Genomic DNA, 20,532 nt, shown 5'->3' with positions numbered 1-20,532 from the left:
GCGCCTGTCAATATGGCCCCTGACTAGGACGTTTTCATGTCCATGCAGGTCAGAGGCGGTGTGGAGGAGGCCGAAGCACGCAGGTTGTTTCGCTGTTCAGGCAAGATCCGGAGCGCGGTACAGTTCTTTGCCGTTGTGGACCGTCTGCAGGCAGCGCGGCTCGTCTCCGTTGTCCAGCGCGGGCAGCAGCGGCGTGCCGGCGCGCGGATCCGTGCTCCACGCGGATACGTTCGCATCCGGCGTCTGGACCATCAGTTCCTGCACTTCCCAGAGCGCAAAGGACGCCGGTGCTCCGGCGGCCAGCTGGCCCCGCATGAAATTGCTCTCCCCTGCCGCACGCCAACCGGCACGGGTATGGCCGATAAACGCCGCCCGCGCCGAGACCCGCTCCTTCGGGTTGGAATGGGACACAGCGGCGCGCACACCGGACCAGGGATCCAACGGCAGGACGGGAGTGTCGGAGCCCAGGGCAACGGGCACACCGGCGGAGAGCAGCGAGGCCATCCGGTTCATATTTCCGCGCCTGTCCCCCAGACGCTGTTCATACAGTCCGCCGGGATGGCCCCATGCAGCATCGAACCCGGGCTGCAGGCTGACAGTGACGCCGAAGCGCAGCAGTTCGGCAATGGCGGCGTCATCAGTCAGTTCCGCATGTTCCAGCCGGTGGTGGGCAGCCCGGACGGCTGCTTCCCCGACGGCCTCGGCAGCGAGGCGGAGCCCGGCCAGCGCCGTGTCCATCCCTGCGTCGCCAATGACGTGGAAACCGCCCTGCAGTCCGGCCTTCGTCATGAGCTCCAAGTGCCGCCCGGCCTGTTCCGGAGTCAGGTACATGGTGCCGCTCGTGTCGGGCCGGTCGGCGTAGGGCTCGCGCAGCGCAGCCGTCCGGGCACCGAAGGACCCGTCGATGTTCAGGTCGCCGGCGAGGCCCAGCAGCCGGCCCTCAAAGAAGTCCACCAGTCCGGCTACCTGCGCCTCGCTTTCGGCCAGCTGGCCCCAGTACGGCAGGATCTGCGGCAGCGCCTCGTCGCTGAGGGGACCGTCCAGGCCCAGCAACCGGCGCAGGTCCTCCGGCGGCGCAATGTGCGGGGCGGCCATTTCCGCGACTGCCACCACCCCGCGGGAGGCCGCATGCTTCAGGGCAGCCAGCTGGAAGACGCCGCGCTGGTCCGGATCGGCGTCGCGCGCTACGGTGCGCGCGGCGTCGTGCGCGGCACGGACGACGAAGCCGTTGTCCCAGCCGTCGTACTCCTGCAGCCGGAGTTCGGCCGCCAGCGTGCCGGAGACGGCCGCACAGTGCACATCGGAGCGGGAGAGGTATACGGCGCGGTTGCCGGAGGCTGCGTCGAGCTCGGCCGCGGTGGGCGCGCGCCGTTCCGGCCAGCGCGACTCGTCCCAGTTGGACCCCAGGATCAGGCCCGTGGTCCCCGCCGCATGGTCCCGGACCTTGTCCAGCAAATCGTCGAGGGAGGTGCATCCGCTCAGATCCAGCGTCACCAGGGACATGCCCAGCTCGGTGGTGTGGACGTGGGAATCCACGAATCCGGGCGCCACCAATGCGCCCTGCAGGTCCACTACGTCCATCTTGCTGTCCTGGATGGAGGTGGCGGCCTGTTCCGACCCCACCCAGGCGACGGTATCGCCGTCGACCAGCATTGCGGTGGCAAAGGGATCGCCGGCGCTGTAGACCGAACCGTTGCGGTAGAGCGTCAGGGTGCGGGCGCTCGGGATGGGACTGCCGTTCAAGGACTCACCTGTTTTCTGTAGGGCGATGGAGGGTGGCGGCGGTTCAGTCGCCGACGTTGGAGTAGGCGACGACGCCGCGCCGCACCAGGGAAATGGCGTCCAGGAAGCGGCGGCGCATGCCGTCCGGCAGGTCCGGGACCTTGGCCAGCTGGTCCAGCAGGTCGATCACCTGCTTGGCCCAGCGGACAAAGTCCCCCGCAGCCAGCTCAGTGCCGTTCAGGGCCACCTGCAGGTGCTTGCCCTTGACCCACTTGTACATGGGCCAGACCAGGCCAAGTTCGGGTTCGACGGTCTGCGGCAGCCGGGACGCCTCTTCGAGGTCCGTGAGCTCGGACCACTGGCGGATGACGATGTCCACCGCCGACTCCAGCGAAACACTCGGCATCTTCGGCCGCAGCCCGCGCTCTTCCCGCTTCGCCTGGTAGACCAGGGCGGAGGCCAGGCAGGCCAGCTCGGCGGCGTCGAGGTCGGTGAAGGCGCCCTGCTCCAGCGAGAGGGCCACGAGGAGGTCCTTTTCGCCGTAGATGCGCCGCAGTTTCTGGCCTGCCGGGGTCACGGCGTCGAGGCCGGACTCGTCCGGGGCTACGTAGCCGTACCTGGTCAGCACCTCGCAGACCCGGTCGAAGGTCTTGGCAATGGTGTTGGTGCGGCCCCGGATCTGTCCGACGAGGTTGTCGGTCTCCCGGCGCAGCTTCCACCAGCGCTCGGCCCAGCGGGCGTGGTCTTCGCGTTCGCTGCAGCCGTGGCAGGGATGCGCCCGCATTTTCCGGCGCAGCTCTGCGATTGCCTGCTCCTGCCGCTGGGTGCCCGCCGTGTGCATGGCATTGGCGCGGGCCGACGCCGGCCGCGGCGGCCGGTGGTCGTGCAATGCGTTGCGCAGCGACGAGGACAGATCGCGGCGGTCCTTGGGTGAGCGCGCGTTGAAGGACTTGGGGATGCGGATGTGCGAGACCGGTTCAAGGACGTCATCGATGTCGGCAGCGCTGATGCGCCGGATCTGCTTGTCTTCGGTCAGGATCGCCGGCCGCACCTCGCGGGCGGAGGCATCCACGTCCAGTACGACGGCGTGGCCGGAGTTCCGGCCGGCGGGAAGGAACACGATGTCCCCCGGGCGCAGGTTCTCCAGCGAGGCTGCGGCAGCACTCCGCCGATTCCGTGCCTTCGTCTTTGAAGCGGTGTTTTCCAGGTCGGAGAGCTGCCGGCGCAGGGCCGCGTATTCGTTGAAGTCCCCCAGATGGCAGGTCATTGCCTTTTCGTAGCCGGCGAGTGATTCTTCACGCGAACGGACCTGCTTCGCCAGGCCCACCACGGACCGGTCCGCCTGGAACTGGGCGAAGGAGGACTCGAGGATCCCGCGCGCCCGTTCCCGCCCGAACTGCGCGATGAGGTTGATGCTCATGTTGTAGGTGGGCCGGAAACTGGAGTTCAGCGGGTACGTGCGCCGCGAGGCCAGGCCCGCCACGGCAGCGGGGTCGGTTCCCGGCTGCCAGAGCACCACGGCGTGGCCCTCGACGTCGATTCCGCGGCGTCCTGCCCGTCCGGTCAGCTGGGTGTACTCGCCGGCTGTGATGTCCACGTGCGCTTCGCCGTTGAACTTGTCCAGCTTTTCCAGCACCACCGACCGTGCCGGCATGTTGATGCCCAGCGCCAGCGTTTCGGTGGCGAAAACCGCGCGGACCAGCCCGGCGGCGAACAGGCGTTCCACGACTTCCTTGAAGGTGGGCAGCATGCCGGCGTGGTGGGCGGCGAAACCGCGCACCAGGCCTTCGCGCCACGTCCAGAACCCCAGCACCTCGAGGTCTTCTTCGGGAATGTCCTGGGTGGCTTCGTCCACCACCCGGGCAATCTCCCGGCGCTCGTCTTCGTCCGTCAGCCAAAGCCCCGACTCGACGCACTGGCGTACAGCGCCCTCGCAGCCGTTGCGGGAAAAGATGAAGGTGATGGCGGGCAGCAGGCCGTTGCGGTCCAGCTGGGCGATGACCTGCGGCCGCGATGCCCGCTGGATGCGCGTGATCGGCGGCCCGCCGTGGCCGCCGCCGTGGCCGCCGGGCCTCCCTCCGCGGGAGGAGTCACGGCGTCCGCCGCGGGAGGAACCGCGTGGACCGCCCCAGTGGCCGCGCTGGTTGACGCGGGACTCGGCCCGCGCCAGTTCCATCAGCTCGGGGTTGACCCGGTAGCGCTCCTTGGCGCCGGGCTGCTCATCGGCCGCCTCGTCGAAGGAAACATCGGATTCGAACAGGTCGAAGATGTCGCGGCCAACCATCACGTGCTGCCAGAGCGGAACCGGACGGTGCTCTGAAACCACCACGTCGGTGTCGCCGCGGACGGTGTCCAGCCAGGCGCCGAATTCCTCGGCATTGGACACGGTGGCGCTGAGCGAAACCACCCGGACGTCGGAAGGCAGGTGGATGATGACCTCTTCCCAGACCGCCCCGCGGAACCGGTCCGCGAGGTAATGCACCTCGTCCATGACCACGTAGCCCAGGTCGATGAGGGTGTCCGAGTTGGAATAGAGCATGTTCCGCAGCACTTCGGTGGTCATCACCACGACGTCGGCGTCCGGGTTGATGCTGGTGTCTCCGGTCAGCAGGCCCACCCGGTCACTGCCGTAGGCGGCCGCCAGCTCACTGTATTTCTGGTTGCTCAGGGCCTTGATGGGGGTGGTGTAGAAGGCCTTCAGGCCGTTCTGCAGGGCCAGATAGACGGCGAACTCCCCCACCACTGTCTTGCCGGCCCCCGTGGGAGCCGCGACGAGGACGCCGCGCCCGGCTTCGAGGGAGCGGCAGGCTTCCGACTGGAAAGCGTCCAGTTCGAAGCCCAGCGACTGCTCGAAGACCCCCAGCTGCGTCTTGGAATGTTCGGAACGTTGTTTTGCGGCAAGGTACCGCTCCGAAGGAGAAGTCATGAACCAAGCCTATGCGCTGCGCCCGCCGCGGTACGCCAATATCATCGGTGGGCGAACGCGTCCATGGCCTTACAGCTTGTCGATGGGGGTGGCGGTGTCCGCTTCGGCTTCCACTGCTGCTTCCCGCTCGGCCTGCTTCCGGACCCGGCGCCGGTCATTGAGCAGGCAGATGCCCACTGCTACGGCGAACAGCAGCAGCAGCGGCGCGGCGAGGTAGAACATGCTCAGGGCGTCGGCGCCGGGGGCAGCCATGGCGGCGAAAAGGCAGATCAGGAAGACGGTGATCCGCCAGTATTTGATGATGGTCCGCCCGCTCAACAGGCCGGCCAGGTTCAGGCCCACCAGGAATACCGGAATCAGGAAGGCGATGCCGAAGGCCAGGAGCAACCGCAGCACGAAGGCCAGGTAGACCGAAGCCGTAATGACGTTGGACCCGCCCTCGGGCGTGAAGTCGGTAAGCACCCGCACGGCCTGGGGCAGGATAAGCCACGCCAGGACAATACCGCCGATGAACAGCGGAACGGCGGCGGCCAGGAAGCCCAGGGCCGCGCGGCGTTCCTTGCGCTTGAGGCCGGGCGTGATGAACGCCCAGGCCTGGTAGAGCCACACCGGGCTGGAGGCCACAAGCCCCACGAATACCGAGACCTGGACCATCTGGTCGAACGGAGTAGCGACGCCTTCGAAGTTGATGGTGGTGAATCGGCCGCCGCTGTTGCCTGCGTCCAGGAGCGGCCGGGTCAGCGCCTCAAAAACGGGCAGGTAGACGAAGAACCCGCCCACTGTGCCCAGCACCACGGCGATGGCCGATTTGAAGAGCCTGTTGCGGAATTCCCGCAGATGCTCCTTGAGGGCCATCCGCCCTTCGGGGTTGGATTTGCGCCCTTTGTTCAGCGCCACGGCTGCTAGCGGCTGGTTGGCGGGTTACCCGCAGAATCCGGGGACCCGCCCGGGGTGCCGGAGGGCGGAGTCTGTCCGGGGAAGAACGTCTGTTCGGACGCCTTCTGCTGCGGTGCGGGGTGCACTACCTTCCCCTCCACCGGATCGGTGGGCGCCGTGGTCGAAGGACTGTCGTCCTTCATCTGGCGGACTTCGGATTTGAAGATGCGAAGGGACTGCCCCAAGCTCCTTGCCAGCCCCGGAAGCTTCGGAGCGCCGAAGAGCAGAATGGCCAGTACAACAATGACGATGATTTGCCAGCCTTCAAGCCTCATGGCGGTGTCCTTTCGTTGGAGAATATTCTATGTCAGAGTTCCGGGAAATCCCGCCACGCGCGCGGCTGTCCCTTGGCGGTGCGCCGCTCGATGCGGCGCAGGCGCCGGGCCTCCCGGCGGGCCGCCTTGCCGGCGTCGTAGGCCTTCCGTGCTTCGTCCGGATCCGTGAAGATGCCGGCAGGCTCTTCTTCGAGGACGGTGGACGGAACGGTATCCGGAGTGCGTAGGGACAGCTTCGCAGATGCGGCTTCGAATTCCCGGAGAATACCGAGGAACCTCTGGAAGAGCCGGTAGCCGATCAGGGCGTAGAAAGCCGCAGCGCCTGCCGCGAGGGCAAGCCAAATGAGTATCCAGGACCACCAAGGCATATCCCCAGCATAGTGGAGACTGCCCGCCCGGCCGGACCGGAGGCTAGGCAGGCCGGTAGTTCGCGGCGGCGGCCTCCAGCCAGGCCAGGGTGGCGGAACGCAGTTCGTCCGGCGCCGCGACCGCGGCTGCTCCGCCCAGCCGGGCAGTGAAAGCCGGGATCCAGCCGGTATCCGCGGTGCGCAGTTCCACGGCGGTCCGTCCGTCCGCCAGCGGGGCCTGCCGTTCGGCGTCGTAGGCCTCGGCCACCCAGAGGGCGGCGGGGTCCAGGACCATTGTGACCCGGTGATCCAGGGGTCCCGGCGTGAACAGGCTGGCGGGGAATGCGGCCCCCGGCTCCGGGGCGTGGGTCAGCGCCGGGCCGGTGTCCCGCACGCCGTGGATCCGGTCCACCCGGAAATTCCGCGGCGCTTCCGCCCGGTGGCACCACGCTTCCAGGTACCAGGTGTTGTCCACGGAGAAGAGCCGCCTCGGGTCAACGGTGCGGAGAGTGACTTCGTCGCGGCGCGGGACCAGATAGCGCAGTTCAAGCTGGCGCGTGCCGCTGATCGCCTGCTGGAGTTCGGCCAGTACGGTGCCGTCGGATTCGTCGTCCAGGCGGGCGGCGACGGCGGTGCCGACGCCGCCGGCCTCCCCTGCCGCTTCGGTCAGCTTCTCCAGGGCGCTGGCAACCGCGGCGGAGGAACCGATGCCCGGCAGTGCCGACAGTGTGTCCAACCCCACGATCAGGGCCGCGGCTTCGTCCATGCCGAAACGCACCGGCTCGGAGAGGTTCTCGGCGTTCTCGATGTAGATCCGGTCGTCGTCGAAACTGACGTCCATCAGCCCGTTGGGGTAATGCCGCGGGCCGCTCACGAACAGCAGGTTCAGGTCCTTGCCCAGCTGTTCCTTGCTGACACCGAAGGCATCGGCGGTCTCGTTCATGTCCGCGCCCTGGTTCGCCAGGACGTAGGGCACCAGGTCCAGCAGGCGGGTGAGGTGGTCCTGCGCGCCCGACGCCGGACGGCGGGCCGGAGCGGCGGAGGCGGCCAGTTCGAACCCGGGCAGCGGCCGGCGCTGGGTGTCCAGGGCCCGCGCGAGGGCGGTACGGACGGCGTCGGCAAATTCGGCCGGTTCGACGGCGACGGCGGCCGCACCGAGGGCGGCGGTGTCCGCGGCCAGCGCATCCAGGTCGCGGACCCGCAGGTGCAGCCGGTCCCGGCCCGCGTTTCCGGGCTCGATGGATTCTGCCTGCAGCCGCAGGGCCGCCCCGGCGCCGGGGTCCACGTCCACTGCTGCCGGCCGCGGCGCGTAGACATCGTCCAGGGAAGCGAGCGAGGCGTCGATATCGAAGTCCGCGGGGACGGTGTAGGCGCCGGGCCGCAGCCGTACCGGCCCTTCCATCCGGGAAAGCCGGAAGATCCGTTCCGCACCGCGGTCCAGGTCGTAGCCCACCAGGTACCAGTGGCCGAAGCGGCTGCCCATGCCCCAGGGCTGGACCTGCCGGACGGACTGCTCCGTGCTGCCGACCGGCCGGTAGCCGAAGGTTACCGGGGTACGGGTGGTGGCGGCACGCCAGATCTCGTCGAAATGCGCGTCATTGGTGCGGATGCTGGGCTGGAGGGGGATGGCCGCGGCGTCGTCGGGAAGTACCCCCCGGGCGTGGAGCTTGCGCAGGGCGCGGGCGGCGGCGGAGCCCAGCGATGCCTGGTCCCACATGCGGGCGGCCAGGGTCAGGACGGCGGATTCCTCGGGCGTGAACCGGACACCCGGAAGCCGGTATGCGTCCTGCCGGATGCGGTAGCGCTGCGTGGTGTTGTCCTCGAACATGGTCTCTTCGCTGTAGGACTCCACCGGGATGCCCTGCTCACGTAGGAAGGCCTTGTCCCGGTCAAAGAGCTTTTCCCGGGCATCTGCCGTGGAGGCTTCGGAATACAGTTCAATCTCTTCGAACAACTCATGCTTGGTGAAGCCCCTGCGCGTGGACAGCAGCGCAATGACCAGATTCAGCAGGCGTTCGGTTCTCTTGGCGGACACGGGAGCTAATCTACCTTCCTTCCGGGCCGGGACATGCGAAAGGGCGGAACCGCCGTCGCAGGTGACAGCGGTTCCGCCCTTGGCAGGAAGGACGGATCAGCGGACGCCGAGCAGGTCCACTACGAAGATCAGCGACTCGCCCGGAGCCACGGCGGATCCGGCGCCCCGGTCCCCGTAGGCCATCGAGGAAGGGATCTCGAGCCGGCGGCGGCCGCCGACCTTCATGCCCAGCAGGCCCTGGTCCCAGCCCTGGATAACCTGGCCCACGCCCACACGGAAGTCCAGGGGTGTACCCCGGTTCCAGGACGCGTCGAATTCCTCGCCGGTGGAGAAGGCGACGCCCACGTAGTGGGTGGAAACCGTGTCTCCGGCCTTTACTTCCCGGCCTTCGCCGACCACGAGGTCCTCGATAACGAGATCCGTGGGGGCATCGTGGGCCGGGAAATCGATTTCCGGCTTCTGGCGGTCGTATTCACGCTTTCCGAATGACATTGGTGCTCCTTATGTCTGGTGGGTCAGGAGTTAAGGCTACTTGACTTCCTTGATGTCTACGACGAAGACCAGCGGACCCGAGGGGCTGCTGCCGCCGGCAGGATCACCGTAGGCCAGCTCGGACGGCAGGACCAAGAGGACCTTGGAGCCGGCCTTCTGACCGGCCAGGCCGTAGGTCCAGCCCGGAATCACGTTCGCCAGGGGGAACTCGGCAGGTTCGCCGCGCTCGTAGCTGGAGTCGAACGTCTGGCCGTCCCGCAGGCCGACACCGAGGTAATCGGCTACCACGGTCCCGGTGGATTCGAGCACCGGACCGTCGCCTTCTTCCAGGACCTTCACTACCAGGCGCTCCGGTTCCTCGGCGCCTTCCGGGATGGTGATGGACGGGGTGCCGTCTTCGGCGAAGGAAACCTCGGGAAGCTTCCCTTCGTCTTCAAGGGCCGTGACGTCTTCGCTGCTCATCAGCAGGGTGCCGTCGGTGTTCCGGGCAGCAGCTTCGTCCGGGCTCAACGTCGGGACCGTGTCCATCGCATCAGTGATGGTGAAGACGAGGAAATTCGCTTCGGTTCCGGCTTCTTCATTGGCCGGAATGTAATACGCGAAATCCGAGCCCACGGGAGCGCCGAGCAGTGCGTCATACATCTGCGAATTGCCGGACTTCAGGCTCTCGTCCACGGCGATGCCTTCTGCGTTTTCGCCGCTGTAGGTTTCCTGGCCGACCGTGCCGTCTTCCGGGTTGACGATCGCGAGGCGGATCATGGCCGTCTGGCCCTCGGCTACTTTGTCGCCGTCACCGTCGTTGACCCGGGTCAGGGTGGGCTCGTCGGCGCTCAGCGGCTTATCGAAGTCGACGCTTGGGACGGAGGTTTCTTCGTCGCCGCGCTCGATCTTCACGGAGGACAACGGCCCGCTGCTCTTGGCTTCATCGCCGCCGGAGCAGGCGGTGAGGAACAGCAGGAAGGGCAGGAGGATTGCTAGTACTTTACGCACAGTACTTCTTTCAGTGGTGGACAGTGAGCAGGGCGGCCTTACCGTAGTTGCCGGTACGCCGGGCAGGGAGACGCCGCGCGGCCGCAATACGCCCCAGACTAGCCGGTCCAGCTGGATGAAGCCTAGGTAAGGTTCCGCGGCAGCGCCGGCGGACGGCGGCGAAGAGGGATCAGAGAGTGGACAGCAGCGCCTCGACCCGTTCATCGACGGACGCGAAAGGGTCCTTGCACAGCACCGTCTGCTGGGCACGGTCATTAAGCTTGAGGTGCACCCAGTCCACCGTGAAGTCGCGGTTCGCATTCTTGGCACGGCGGACGAAGTCGCCGCGCAGCTTGGCGCGGGTGGTCTGCGGCGGCTGGTCCACGGCTTCCTTGATGTCGCTGTCCTCCACCACACGGGCCGTTTCGCCGCGGGACTGCAGCAGGTAGAACAATCCGCGGCGCCGGGAGATGTCGTGATAGGTCAGGTCGACCTGGGCCAGGCGCGGGGAAGACATCTCGAGTCCGTGCCGCTCTGCCACCCGGGTCACCAGTTTTTTCTTGATGGCCCAGTCGATTTCCGTGTCGATCCCGGAGTGGTCGCCGGATTCGATGGCGTCCAGCGTGCGTGTCCACAGATCGATGATCCGTCCGACATGCCGGTTGTGCTCACCGTTGGCTCCGACGAAGTCCTGGACGCGCTGCAGGTAGATGCGCTGCAGGTCCAGCGGCGACATCGTGGAGCCGTTGGCCAGTTTCAGCGGCTGCCGGCCGGAGAGGTCATGGGAGGTTTCCCGGATGCTGCGGATCGGGTTCTCCAGGCGGAGGTCCCGCATCAGGACGCCGGCCTCGATCATCCGCAGCATCAGGTCGACAGACCCGGCCTTGAGGAGCATGGTCGTCTCGGACATGTTCGAATCTCCGGCTATCACGTGCAGCCGGCGGTAGTGCTCGGCGTCGGCATGCGGCTCGTCCCGGGTGTTGATGATGGGCCGGGACCGGGTGGTCGCAGAGGAGACGCCTTCCCAGATGTGGTCCGCCCGCTGGGAAAACGCGAAGAGGGAACCGGACTGGGTCTTGAGCACCTTGCCGGCACCGACCAGCAGTTGGCGGGTGACCAGGAACGGAATGAGGACGTCCGCCAGCCGGGAAAATTCGAGGCGGCGCGGAATGAGGTAGTTTTCGTGGCTGCCGTAGGAGTTTCCGGCGGAGTCGGTGTTGTTCTTGAAGAGGTAGACGTTGCCGTTGAAGCCTTCGGCTTTGAGCCGGTCCTCCGCCTCCTCCACCAGGTCTTCCAGGATCAGCTCGCCGGCGCGGTCATGGGCCACCAGCTGTGCCAGGTCGTCGCACTCCGCGGTGGCGTACTCCGGGTGCGAGCCGACGTCGAGGTAGAGGCGTGAGCCGTTGGTCAGGAAGACATTTGATGAGCGGCCCCAGCTGACGACCTTGCGGAAGAGGTAGCGGGCCACTTCCTCGGGGGAAAGGGGACGCGAATCGGGCCCGGAATAGGCAATGCCGAATTCCGTTTCGACTCCATAGATCCTGCGGTCCATCAGTCTCCTTCCGCGCTGGCCAGCAAACGGTCCAGCTCAACGGTGTTTATCCTGCGGAACGCCCTGACGGTGCCGCGGGTGGAAAGCGGGTTCCGGTCCAGGACGGCGACCTCCAGCAGTCCGGCGCCCAGCGGCTCGGGTGCCTGCCCATTGCCCGAACCGCTGGCTGCGCGGGTGGCGGAAAGCGCCTGAACCGCGGTCCGGATGGCGGAGCCGAAATCGGCGTCCTGGTTCCAGGACCGGCTGAGGGCTTCGTTGACGATCTCCGCCTGCCCGCCCATCACCGTGTAATTGCTTTCATCCGCGATGGAGCCGTCGAAGTTCAGGCGGTACAGGCGGTCCGAATACGGATCCTCCCCTACCTCTGCGACGGCCAGCTCCACCTCGAACGGTTTTCCCTCGGTGGTGAAAACCGAGCCGAGGCTCTGCGCGTAGACACTGGCCAGCCCGCGCGCGGAGACGTCGTCGCGGGAATAGGAGTAGCCGCGCACATCCGCGAACCGGATGCCGGCCTGGCGCAGGGACTCGAATTCGTTGTACTTGCCGACGGCGGCGAAGCCTATCCGGTCATAGATCTCGCTGAGCTTATGGAGGGACGGTGAAGGGTTCTCCGCCACCAGGGCAATGCCTTCCCTGCAGGTCAGGACCACTACCGAGCGTCCCCGGGCAATGCCTTTGCGGGCGAAGTCCGCCCGGTCCTTCATCAGTTGTTCGGGCGAGACGTAGAACTGCTGGGTCACGGCTACGCCTCCAGTCCGGCAGCGGTGCGCCTTGCGATGAGGTCACGGGAGAGTTCCTGCAGTTCCCGTTCGGGGATCTCCCGGTTGCCGGCACTGTTGACGACATAGACCACCGGCCACAGACGCCGGACCATGTCCGGGCCGCCGGTGGCCGAATCGTCGTCGGCCGCGTCGTAGAGGGACTCCACGGCCACCCGGACCGCATCCTCCTCGTCGAGGTTCGGCTGCCAGAGTTTTTTCAGGGCGCCGCGTGCGAACACGGACCCGGACCCGACGCTGTGGTGCTCGTATTCCTCATACCGGCCTCCGGTGACGTCGTAGGAAAAGAGCCGGCCGGTCCGCCGCTGGGTGTCGAACCCGGCAAAAAGCGGGACAACGGCCAGTCCCTGCAGCGCCAGCGCAAGGTTGGAGCGCACCATGGCCGCGAGCCGGTTGGACTTGCCGTCCAGGCTCATGGGCGTTCCCTCGATCTTCTCGTAGTGCTCCAGTTCCACCTGGAACAGCCGGATCATGTCCAGGGCGAGCCCTGCCGTACCGGCGATCCCGAGCACGGAGTAGTTGTCCGCCGGGAAGACCTTCTTGATGTGCCGGCTGGCGATCATGTTGCCCATCGTGGCCCGCCGGTCCCCTGCCATCAGGACTCCCCCTGCGTAGGTGAGGGAAACGATGGTGGTGGCCTGCGGGGCGAGCTCCCCCGCGGAACCGTGCGACGCCGGTCCCAGGGATCGGGAGGACGGCAGCAGTTCGGGGCGGTGAAGGGCGAGATGGTCGGTAAAGGAAGAGGACGGGGCTTGATGGATGGAGGCGGCGGGGTCCCGGGGGGCCATCCGTTACTGACCGCCCTTCTGGATGAAGCCGCGGACGAACTCTTCGGCGTTGCTCTCCAGCACGCCGTCGATCTCGTCCAGCAGGTCGTCCACGCCTTCAGTCTCGGTGGAAGCTTCCGCTTCGGCTGCAGGGGGCGGGACGGCCTCGGTTTCTTCTTCTTCGACGGGATGCGTTCCGGTGTTTTTGCGGTCCTGGGTTGCCATGATGCCTAGCCCTTTCTTGCCCGGGGGATGAATCCTAGTCCTATGGTGCCACGGCGGCGTCGGAACCGGTCAGGAGTCTGGTGACAAAATCCTCCGCATCGGCTGATGCGTTGAAGAGTTCCTCGGTCAGGGCCCTGGTGCCGCGCAGCGGCTCGCGGGTGGGGATCCGCTGGAGCCGCCGCCGGGAGGGCAGTTCGAAGATGATCGAATCCCAGCTTGCTCCGATCACTTCCTTGGGGAAACGGGTGAGGCAGTTCCCGCGGAAGTAGGCACGGGTGTCGTCCGGCGGGGAGGTGACGGCACGGGCAATCTCCTCGTCGGTAAGCACCCGTTCCATCTGGCCCCGGGCCGCCAGCCGGTAGTACAGCCCCTTCTCCGGGCGCATATCCGAGTACTGCAGATCCACCAGGTGCAGCCGGGCGTCCGACCAAGCCAACCCGTCGCGCTCGCGGTAGGCCTGCAGCAGCTTCAGCTTCGCCACCCAGTCCACGGAAGCGGCTGCCTCCAGCGGGTCGCGCTTCAGGGTGCCCAGCAAAGCGGACCAGCGGGCGAGTATGTCTTCGGTGTCTGCGTCCGTTCCTCCGCCGGCGCGGGAGTGCGCCGCTGCTGCTTCGAAGTAGATCTCCTGCAGGTCCAGGCCGGTCACCATCCTGCCGTCCGTCAGTTCCACCAGCTGTTCCAGCGACGGGTCGTGGCTGATGGCCTGCAGTGCGCCCACCGGGTCCCGCAGCTCGACGGCGGGGGCGCTGCCGGCTTCGATCATCGACAGGACAAGCGAGGTGGTGCCGATCTTCAGCAGGGCGGATACCTCGCTGAGGTTCGCGTCCCCGATGATGACGTGCAGGCGCCGGTACTTTTCCGCTACGGCGTGCGGCTCGTCCCGGGTATTGATGATCGGCCGGCGGATGGTGGTTTCCAGCCCCACTTCCGTTTCGAAGAAGTCCGCCCGCTGGCTCAGCTGGAATCCCTGGCGCTGGTTGTTGGTGCCGATGCCCACCCGGCCCGAACCAGCGATGACCTGGCGGGAAACGAAGAACGGCACCAGTCCGCTCACGAGGGCTCCGAAAGGAACGCTGCGGGGAACAAGGTAGTTTTCATGCGACCCGTAGGAGGCGCCCTTGTTGTCGGTGTTGTTCTTGTACAGGTTGACGGGTGCGAATCCCGGCATTCTGGCGATATGCCGCATGGCGGACAGCACCACGGCGTCCCCGGCCTTGTCCCACAGCACTGCGTCGCGGGGCCGGGTGACTTCGGGCGAGGAGTACTCCGGGTGGGCGTGGTCCACGTACAGCCGCGCCCCGTTGCCCAGGACCATGTTCATCAGCACCGGGTTGTCCTGCGTCTGTTCTCCATAAAGTGCTGCGGGTCCGCCGCCCTCCATGGCGATCTGTTCGGCGTCCAGCACCGGCGGTTCGTCGGTCAGCTGGGTGGGATCCGCAGCGGCACGGGGCACCGCGAATCCGCGCGCATCGTTCAGCGGCGCCTCGTCGGTGTAGTCCCAGCGGGTGCCCGACAGGTTGCCCGTCCCGGTCCGCAGCGTGGCCGCGTACGCGTTGACGATCTGGCTGGATAGGACGGTGGCGTTGGCGGTCGGCAGGGACGGAGCGAGCACGCCGTACTCGGTTTCCGTCCCCATGACACGGCGGACGGTCACAGATACTGTCCCGGGTTGGCCGCCGTTTCGATGGTCCGGCCCGGTTCCTGGCCGGCCTTGCCCTGGACGATGGTGCGGATGTAGGTGATCCGTTCGCCCTTCTTCCCCGAAATCCGTGCCCAGTCATCAGGGTTGGTGGTGTTGGGCATGTCCTCATGCTCGCGGAATTCGTCCACGACGGCGCGCATCAGGTGTTCGATGCGCAGGCCGCGCTGGTGCAGCTGCAGCAGGTCCTTGATGGCGTACTTCTTGGCCCGGTCCACCACGTTCTGGATGACGGCGCCGGAGTTGAAATCCTTGAAGTAGAGCATCTCGGTGTCCCCGTTGGCGTAGGTGACCTCCAGGTATTCGTTGGCCTTGTCCTCGGCGTACATCTTCTCCACCGTGCGCCGGACCATGTCGCTGACCGTTTCCACCGGATCGTAGCCGTGCTCGGCAAGGTCGTCGCGGTGCAGCGGCAGGTCCGGGGTCAGGTACTTCGCGAAGATCTCCGCCGCGCCTTCGGCATCGGGGCGCTGGATCTTGATCTTCACGTCCAGGCGGCCGGGCCGCAGGATGGCCGGATCGATCATGTCCTCCCGGTTGGAGGCGCCGATGACAATCACGTTTTCCAGCTTCTCGACGCCGTCGATTTCGCTGAGCAGCTGCGGAACAATGGTGGTTTCGACGTCGGAGGACACCCCGGTGCCGCGGGTGCGGAACAGCGAATCCATTTCGTCGAAGAACACCACCACGGGGCTGCCGTCGGAGGCCTTCTCCCGGGCGCGGCCGAAGATCAGGCGGATGTGGCGCTCGGTCTCCCCCACGTACTTGTCCAGGAGCTCGGGTCCCTTGATGTTCAGGAAGTAGCTGCGGGCACCAAGCGTACCGGTCTGCTCCATCACCCGTGCCGCGAGGGCGTGTGCCACGGCCTTGGCAATGAGCGTCTTGCCGCAGCCGGGAGGGCCGTAGAGCAGGATGCCCTTGGGCGGCTTCAAGCCGTGTTCGCGGTAGAGATCGGGATGCATAAACGGCAGTTCGACGGCGTCGCGGATCTGCTCGATCTGCGGGCCGAGGCCGCCGATGTCGGCGTAGGAGATGTCCGGGACCTCTTCGAGGACCAGATTCTCCACTTCGCTGCGCGGGATCTTTTCCAACGCGTAGCCGATGCGGGTGTCCACGGTGAGGGCATCCCCCACCCGGACCTTTTCCCGGCTCAGGGGCCCGTTCAGGCGCACCACGCGCTCGTCGTCGGCCCGGCCGATCACCAGCACCCGGTCCGGTTCCAGGAGTTCCTTGACCGTAAAGAGTTCCCCGGCGCGTTCGAAGCCGAGGGCGGCGATGACGGTAAGGGATTCGTTCAGCAGCACCTCCTGGCCCGGGACGATCTGGCCCAGGTCCAGGAGGGGTGAAACGGCAACCCGGAGTTTGCGGCCCGACTGGATGATGTCCAGGCTTTCCTGGACTGCCGCGATGGTCGTCACGCCGGGTTCGGCTTCGCGGCGCTGGTTCACGCCGATGACGGTGCCGAAGCTGAAGGGTGTTGCTCCCTCGTTTTCGAGGGCATCCTTCAACCGGATGATTTCGGCTTTCGCGGTCTCCAGCATGGTCACGAGCCGGGCGTTGTTGTGGGTAAGGGCAGCGAGCTGCCGGTCCAGATTCCGGAGTTTGTCCCGAAGGACATTCAATTGGCGTGCTTCGGTGCCTGCTACAGCCGCTGCGGACACCGGGCGGGATTCCCCGGTCCCGGGTCCGACGTTTTCGGGTTCAGCCATCATACCGACCGCCTTCACGTAGCTCTGGGTCTGTTCAATGACAGTAACCCAGCGCTGCTGAAGATACACGGGGTCCGGCGTCTTGCGTTTAGCCGGTTACCCCCGTTATGGGGTGTCGGTCTCCTGCTGGAACTTTTCGGCGTTTTCGAGGGCTCCGCGCTGCACGGTGGAGCTGGCATCCTTGGCCGCACGGCGCAGCTTATGGGCGGAAACTTCCCGCTCCCCCACGGCCGCGGGGGTCCAGGCGTTGAGGTCCTCTTCGCTGAAGTTGGTTTTCGAAGCGCGGCGCTTGGCCACGAGCCCGGTGGCACCCTCTGCGAGCCGGCGCGCGGTGAGCAGGAAGCCGGTGTGGGCCACCATGCGGTGGTCCGGGCGTACGGCCAGGCCCTCGAGGTGCCACCCGCGGACCATGGATTCCCAGCCGTCCGGCTCGGTGAAGCGGCCGTCTGCCCGGATGGCTTCCGCGGTGCGGGAGAGCTGGGTGACGGTGGCCACGTAGGAGATCCACACGCCGCCCGGGGCGAGTACGGTGGCTACGGCGTCGGTGCATTCCCAGGGAGCGAGCATGTCCAGGACCACGCGGTCCACGCTGCCGGGTTCTTCGGTTTTCACGACTTCGTCCTGGAAATCCCCGAGGGTGATGTCCCAGGCCGGATGCGGTCCGCCGAAGAAGGTTTCCACGTTTCCGCGGGCGATCTGCGCGAATTCCTCGCGCCGTTCAAAGGAGTGCAGGGTGCCGTGGTCACCGACTGCACGCAGCAGCGAGATGCTCAGGGCGCCGGAGCCGACGCCGGCTTCCACCACGCGGGCGCCGGGGTAGATGTCCGCCATGGTGACAATCTGGGCGGCGTCCTTGGGATAGACGACGGCGGCACCGCGCGGCATGGACAGGACGAAGTCCGAGAGCAGCGGACGCAGGATCTGGTACTGGTGTCCGGCGGTGTTGGACACCACGGACCCTTCGGGCAGTCCGATGACGGTGTCGTGCTGCAGGTAACCGCGGTGCGTGTGGAAGGCGCCGCCCTCGGTGAGGGTGATGGTGTTGCGGCGGCCCTTCTCATCGGTGAGCTGGACCCGTTCCCCGGGGCGGAGCGGTCCCCTGCGGATCTCGGCACCGTGGGGTGCAGCAGCGGCGGCCTGCGCCTGGTTATCGGAGTTCATGGTATTCCTTTGGTTCTCTTGCTGGATTATGGGTGCCGGCGTGCTTGTGCCGGCAGGTAAAAGCTGGAGGTGTCAGCGCCGCGGGGCGGGCTTGCCGGTGACGGCGGCGACGACGGCGGATTGGCGCAGCAGGCCGGTAACCGTTCCGTCCCGGTTAATGACCGCGTATTCGCTGCCCTGCAGTTTGGCCAGGTACTGGACGAGTTCCTGTCCGGCCGCGGCTTCGGGAACATAGGCGCCGGCAGCCAGCGGGCGGGCGACGGCGCTCACCGGCACCTGGGCGGCCTGTTCGTGGGGAACCGAGGCAAGGGCGCCGCGGTCCACCACGGCTTCCGGCTGGCCGGTTGCGGCAGTGAGCACCACGGCGGCGTCCGGATACTCGCGGGCCAGCCGGAGTGCCTCGCCGACGGGTGCCCCGCCGGGCAGGGACACCGCCGGTTCCATCAGTGCACCGGCACTGACCTGCGGGAGCCGCAGGCGCACCCGCGCGTTGGAGATGGCAGAACCTGCCCCCATCCAGAGGAAGCCGCACAGCAGGGCGGCCAGCAGGACAAGGCTCAGTGAGGGCGTCTCTCCCCGGAGGTAGGGCGGAACGAAAACGGCGGCGAGGAGCAGGACCGAGATGATGCGTCCGGCCCAGCCGGCTGCGACCGTGCCGCGTTCCTGCGATCCGGTGATCTTCCAGACCGCGCTTTCCACAATGCGTCCGCCGTCCAGGGGCAGCCCGGGCAGGACGTTGAAAACGCCTATCAGCACATTGGCGGACACGAAGATGAAGGTGACCAGCGCAGCCACGCTGCCTTCGGAAAGGAGCTGCAGGACCCCGAATCCGGCTGCCGCCAGCAGGAAATTGGCTGCCGGGCCCGCCAGGGCGACGAGCAGGGAGCGTCCCGGGGTGGAGCGCAGGTCCCCGAACTGGGTGTGCCCGCCCCACAGCGTGAGGACGATCTTGGAGGTGGGCCAGTGGTAGGCGCGGGCGGTCAAGGCGTGCGCGGCCTCGTGCGCCAGGATCGAGAGCAGCAGCAGGACCGCGTACCCCAGGGCCACGGCAAAGGCACCGGCCCCAAGGCTCGGGAAAGCGTCCCGCACCTGCGGTCCGAACACCGCCACGATGAACGCGGCAATGAGGAACCACGAATACGCCAGGGTTACCGGTACTCCGGCAATGCTGCCCAGCGGGATACCTTCCCGGCGTTCCGTTCCGGCGGGCCCGTTGCTGCTCACCTAGCGGACTCCAGGACGGAACCGGGAAGCAGTTCGCGCAGCTGGTCTATTCCGCGGCCGGCCAGGGACTGCCATTCGTGCTCAAAGGCACCCGGCGGCAACGGAACGAAGTTCGGGACCGTCAGGGTCACCAGGCCGGCCGCCTGTGCGGACGTTGCCCCGGGCAGGGAGTCCTCGACGGCGACCACGCCGGCCTTGTCCAGGCCCGGAACGGAGCCCGCGAGCGTGTCGAAGGCCAGCTGATACGGCTCGGGATCCGGTTTGCCGCGGCTGACCATGTCACCGGTCACCACGACGTCGAACGTCCCGGCGGGAAGCGCGCGGATGATTTCCTGCGCGAGCACCGGCTCGGACATGGTGACCAGGGCGCAGGGAATACCCGCGGCCTGCAGCTCGGCCAGCAGCTCGCGGGCGCCAGGGCGCCAGGGCACCTCGCGGCGGACCTGTGCCGCAACCTGTCCGATCAGCCGGTCGATGATTTCGCGGTTTTCCAAGGGGACACCTGCTCGTTGCAGCATGCCGGCGCTGACCGCCAGGGCCTGGCCGACCATCCCCTCGGCCTGGGCGTCCGTCCAATCAACGTTGAAATCCGAGGTCAGTTCCTTTTCGGCGGCGATCCAATACGGCTCGGTATCCACGAGCGTGCCGTCCATATCCCAGAAAACTGCCTGCAGTGCTGCGTCGGCGTGGCTGTGGGAAGAATCGGAAAGGAGGGGCATGCCCTAAGTCTACGGGGCAGCGGAAGCCGGTGTTTCTTTTGCTCTACGCGAAGCGCCGTTGCCCGGTCCTGACATGCAGGGCGGACGGGGCATAGTGTGAAGTGGTGAGCAATACCGAAGGCTTTGAAGCCACAGGCCTCCAGGACTTTTTTGGCGACGGGACGTCCTCCGAACGCGTCACGGTGATGCTGGCCGCGTTCGAAGGTTGGAACGATGCAGGTGAAGCAGCCTCCGATGCCCTGAAATTCCTGAGCCGGCACTGGGACAGCGAAAAAATAGCCAGTATCGACGCGGATGAGTACTACGACTTCCAGTTCACCAGACCGTCGCTGAAACGGACGGCTTCGGGCGGGCATCGGATCAAGTGGCCGACGACGCGGATCTCCCGTGCCGAGGTGCCGGACAGCAACCTGGACATCATCTTCGTTACCGGCGTCGAACCCTCCTACAAGTGGCGGGCCTACACCGCCGAGCTCATCGCCCTGGCCAAGGAACTGGACGTGGACTGCATTGTCCTGGCCGGTGCCCTGCTCGCCGATGTTCCGCATTCCCGGCCCATCCCGGTGAGCGCTTCCTGCGAGGAACCGGACCTGCAGGAAAGCCTGAGCCTGGAACCTTCCACCTACGAGGGGCCCATCGGCATTGTGGGCGTGGTGTCCGAAATGGCCGGCCTGGCGGACATCCCCTCCATCTCGCTCTGGGCAGCCGTACCGCACTATGTGGGGCAGGCACCCTCGCCCAAGGCGCAGCTGGCGTTGCTCAACCGGATCGAGGAGCTGCTGCAGGCGCCCCTGGACACGCATCTGCTGACCGAAGAGGCGGAAGCCTGGGAACGCGGCGTGGACGAGCTCGCAACCGAGGACCCGGAAGTTGCGGCGTACGTACGCCAGCTGGAAGAGGCCAAGGACACGGCGGAACTCCCCGAAGCCAGCGGCGAATCCATTGCCCGTGAATTCGAGCGGTACCTGAAGCGCCGACGCCGGGACTGAGCAACG

The 20,532-nt window shown here is 66.8% G+C and carries 18 protein-coding genes; 1 reads left to right on the top strand and 17 read right to left on the bottom strand.

All coding sequences use genetic code 11. The features are described 5' to 3' along the window. Window positions 1-96: 96 nt before the first annotated feature. The 17 genes from N2L00_RS08555 to N2L00_RS08475 all read right to left on the bottom strand — a co-directional run bounded on the left by N2L00_RS08555 (window position 97) and on the right by N2L00_RS08475 (window position 19,537). Complete coding sequence (locus N2L00_RS08555) at window positions 97-1,743, bottom strand: amidohydrolase (protein WP_255766247.1); 1,647 nt, start codon at window positions 1,741-1,743, stop codon at window positions 97-99. 43 nt (window positions 1,744-1,786) lie between these two features. Beyond that, the gene (locus N2L00_RS08550; RefSeq protein ID WP_255862989.1) at window positions 1,787-4,648 is read right to left on the bottom strand and encodes an RNA helicase; all 2,862 of its coding nucleotides are present in this window, start codon (window positions 4,646-4,648) and stop codon (window positions 1,787-1,789) included. A gap of 69 nt (window positions 4,649-4,717) precedes the next feature. Continuing rightward, window positions 4,718-5,545: a twin-arginine translocase subunit TatC gene (gene tatC / locus N2L00_RS08545; RefSeq protein ID WP_255766245.1), complete on the bottom strand. Its 828-nt coding sequence runs from the start codon at window positions 5,543-5,545 to the stop codon at window positions 4,718-4,720. A gap of 5 nt (window positions 5,546-5,550) precedes the next feature. Continuing rightward, window positions 5,551-5,859: a Sec-independent protein translocase subunit TatA gene (tatA, locus tag N2L00_RS08540; protein WP_255766244.1), complete on the bottom strand. Its 309-nt coding sequence runs from the start codon at window positions 5,857-5,859 to the stop codon at window positions 5,551-5,553. Between the two features lie 32 nt (window positions 5,860-5,891). Next, window positions 5,892-6,227, bottom strand: coding sequence for a hypothetical protein (locus N2L00_RS08535; RefSeq protein WP_255766243.1), 336 nt, complete (start codon window positions 6,225-6,227; stop codon window positions 5,892-5,894). A gap of 43 nt (window positions 6,228-6,270) precedes the next feature. Continuing rightward, a complete protein-coding gene (locus N2L00_RS08530; RefSeq protein ID WP_255862990.1) occupies window positions 6,271-8,241 on the bottom strand; it encodes a YafY family protein in 1,971 nt (656 codons plus the stop codon). A gap of 96 nt (window positions 8,242-8,337) precedes the next feature. Continuing rightward, window positions 8,338-8,733 carry an FKBP-type peptidyl-prolyl cis-trans isomerase gene (locus N2L00_RS08525; RefSeq protein ID WP_255862991.1) on the bottom strand — a complete coding sequence of 132 codons (396 nt, stop codon included), beginning with the start codon at window positions 8,731-8,733 and terminating at the stop codon, window positions 8,338-8,340. Window positions 8,734-8,769: 36 nt separating this feature from the next. Then, on the bottom strand, window positions 8,770-9,723 hold the full coding sequence (locus N2L00_RS08520) for an FKBP-type peptidyl-prolyl cis-trans isomerase (RefSeq protein ID WP_255862992.1): 954 nt from the start codon (window positions 9,721-9,723) through the stop codon (window positions 8,770-8,772). A gap of 169 nt (window positions 9,724-9,892) precedes the next feature. After that, window positions 9,893-11,254, bottom strand: a complete 1,362-nt coding sequence (gene pafA, locus N2L00_RS08515) for a Pup--protein ligase (RefSeq protein WP_255862993.1) — start codon at window positions 11,252-11,254, stop codon at window positions 9,893-9,895. Further along, window positions 11,254-11,994 carry a proteasome subunit alpha gene (gene prcA, locus N2L00_RS08510; RefSeq protein WP_255862994.1) on the bottom strand — a complete coding sequence of 247 codons (741 nt, stop codon included), beginning with the start codon at window positions 11,992-11,994 and terminating at the stop codon, window positions 11,254-11,256. Before prcA ends, pafA begins: the two co-directional genes overlap by 1 nt. Window positions 11,995-11,996: 2 nt before the next feature. Beyond that, window positions 11,997-12,821, bottom strand: a complete 825-nt coding sequence (prcB, locus tag N2L00_RS08505; protein WP_255766237.1) for a proteasome subunit beta — start codon at window positions 12,819-12,821, stop codon at window positions 11,997-11,999. 3 nt (window positions 12,822-12,824) lie between these two features. Beyond that, entirely contained in the window at window positions 12,825-13,025 is a 201-nt protein-coding gene (locus N2L00_RS08500; protein ID WP_227921592.1) for a ubiquitin-like protein Pup, read from the bottom strand. Window positions 13,026-13,065: 40 nt separating this feature from the next. Further along, the gene (gene dop, locus N2L00_RS08495; protein WP_255766588.1) at window positions 13,066-14,661 is read right to left on the bottom strand and encodes a depupylase/deamidase Dop; all 1,596 of its coding nucleotides are present in this window, start codon (window positions 14,659-14,661) and stop codon (window positions 13,066-13,068) included. Between the two features lie 14 nt (window positions 14,662-14,675). Then, on the bottom strand, window positions 14,676-16,436 hold the full coding sequence (arc, locus tag N2L00_RS08490; protein WP_370647002.1) for a proteasome ATPase: 1,761 nt from the start codon (window positions 16,434-16,436) through the stop codon (window positions 14,676-14,678). Between the two features lie 102 nt (window positions 16,437-16,538). Beyond that, window positions 16,539-17,594: a tRNA (adenine-N1)-methyltransferase gene (locus N2L00_RS08485; RefSeq protein ID WP_255766236.1), complete on the bottom strand. Its 1,056-nt coding sequence runs from the start codon at window positions 17,592-17,594 to the stop codon at window positions 16,539-16,541. Between the two features lie 72 nt (window positions 17,595-17,666). After that, window positions 17,667-18,818, bottom strand: coding sequence for a site-2 protease family protein (locus N2L00_RS08480; RefSeq protein ID WP_255862995.1), 1,152 nt, complete (start codon window positions 18,816-18,818; stop codon window positions 17,667-17,669). After that, a complete protein-coding gene (locus N2L00_RS08475; RefSeq protein ID WP_255862996.1) occupies window positions 18,815-19,537 on the bottom strand; it encodes an HAD family phosphatase in 723 nt (240 codons plus the stop codon). The genes N2L00_RS08480 and N2L00_RS08475 overlap by 4 nt, the downstream gene beginning before the upstream one ends. Window positions 19,538-19,641: 104 nt before the next feature. Between N2L00_RS08475 and N2L00_RS08470 the strand changes: the two genes are divergently transcribed. Then, complete coding sequence (locus N2L00_RS08470) at window positions 19,642-20,526, top strand: PAC2 family protein (RefSeq protein WP_255766233.1); 885 nt, start codon at window positions 19,642-19,644, stop codon at window positions 20,524-20,526. The last annotated feature ends 6 nt before the right edge of the window (window positions 20,527-20,532 follow it).

This window comes from Arthrobacter sp. zg-Y1171 (assembly GCF_025244845.1).
GTDB lineage: Bacteria > Actinomycetota > Actinomycetes > Actinomycetales > Micrococcaceae > Arthrobacter_B.
This window is presented reverse-complemented; position numbering and strand designations above follow the sequence as displayed.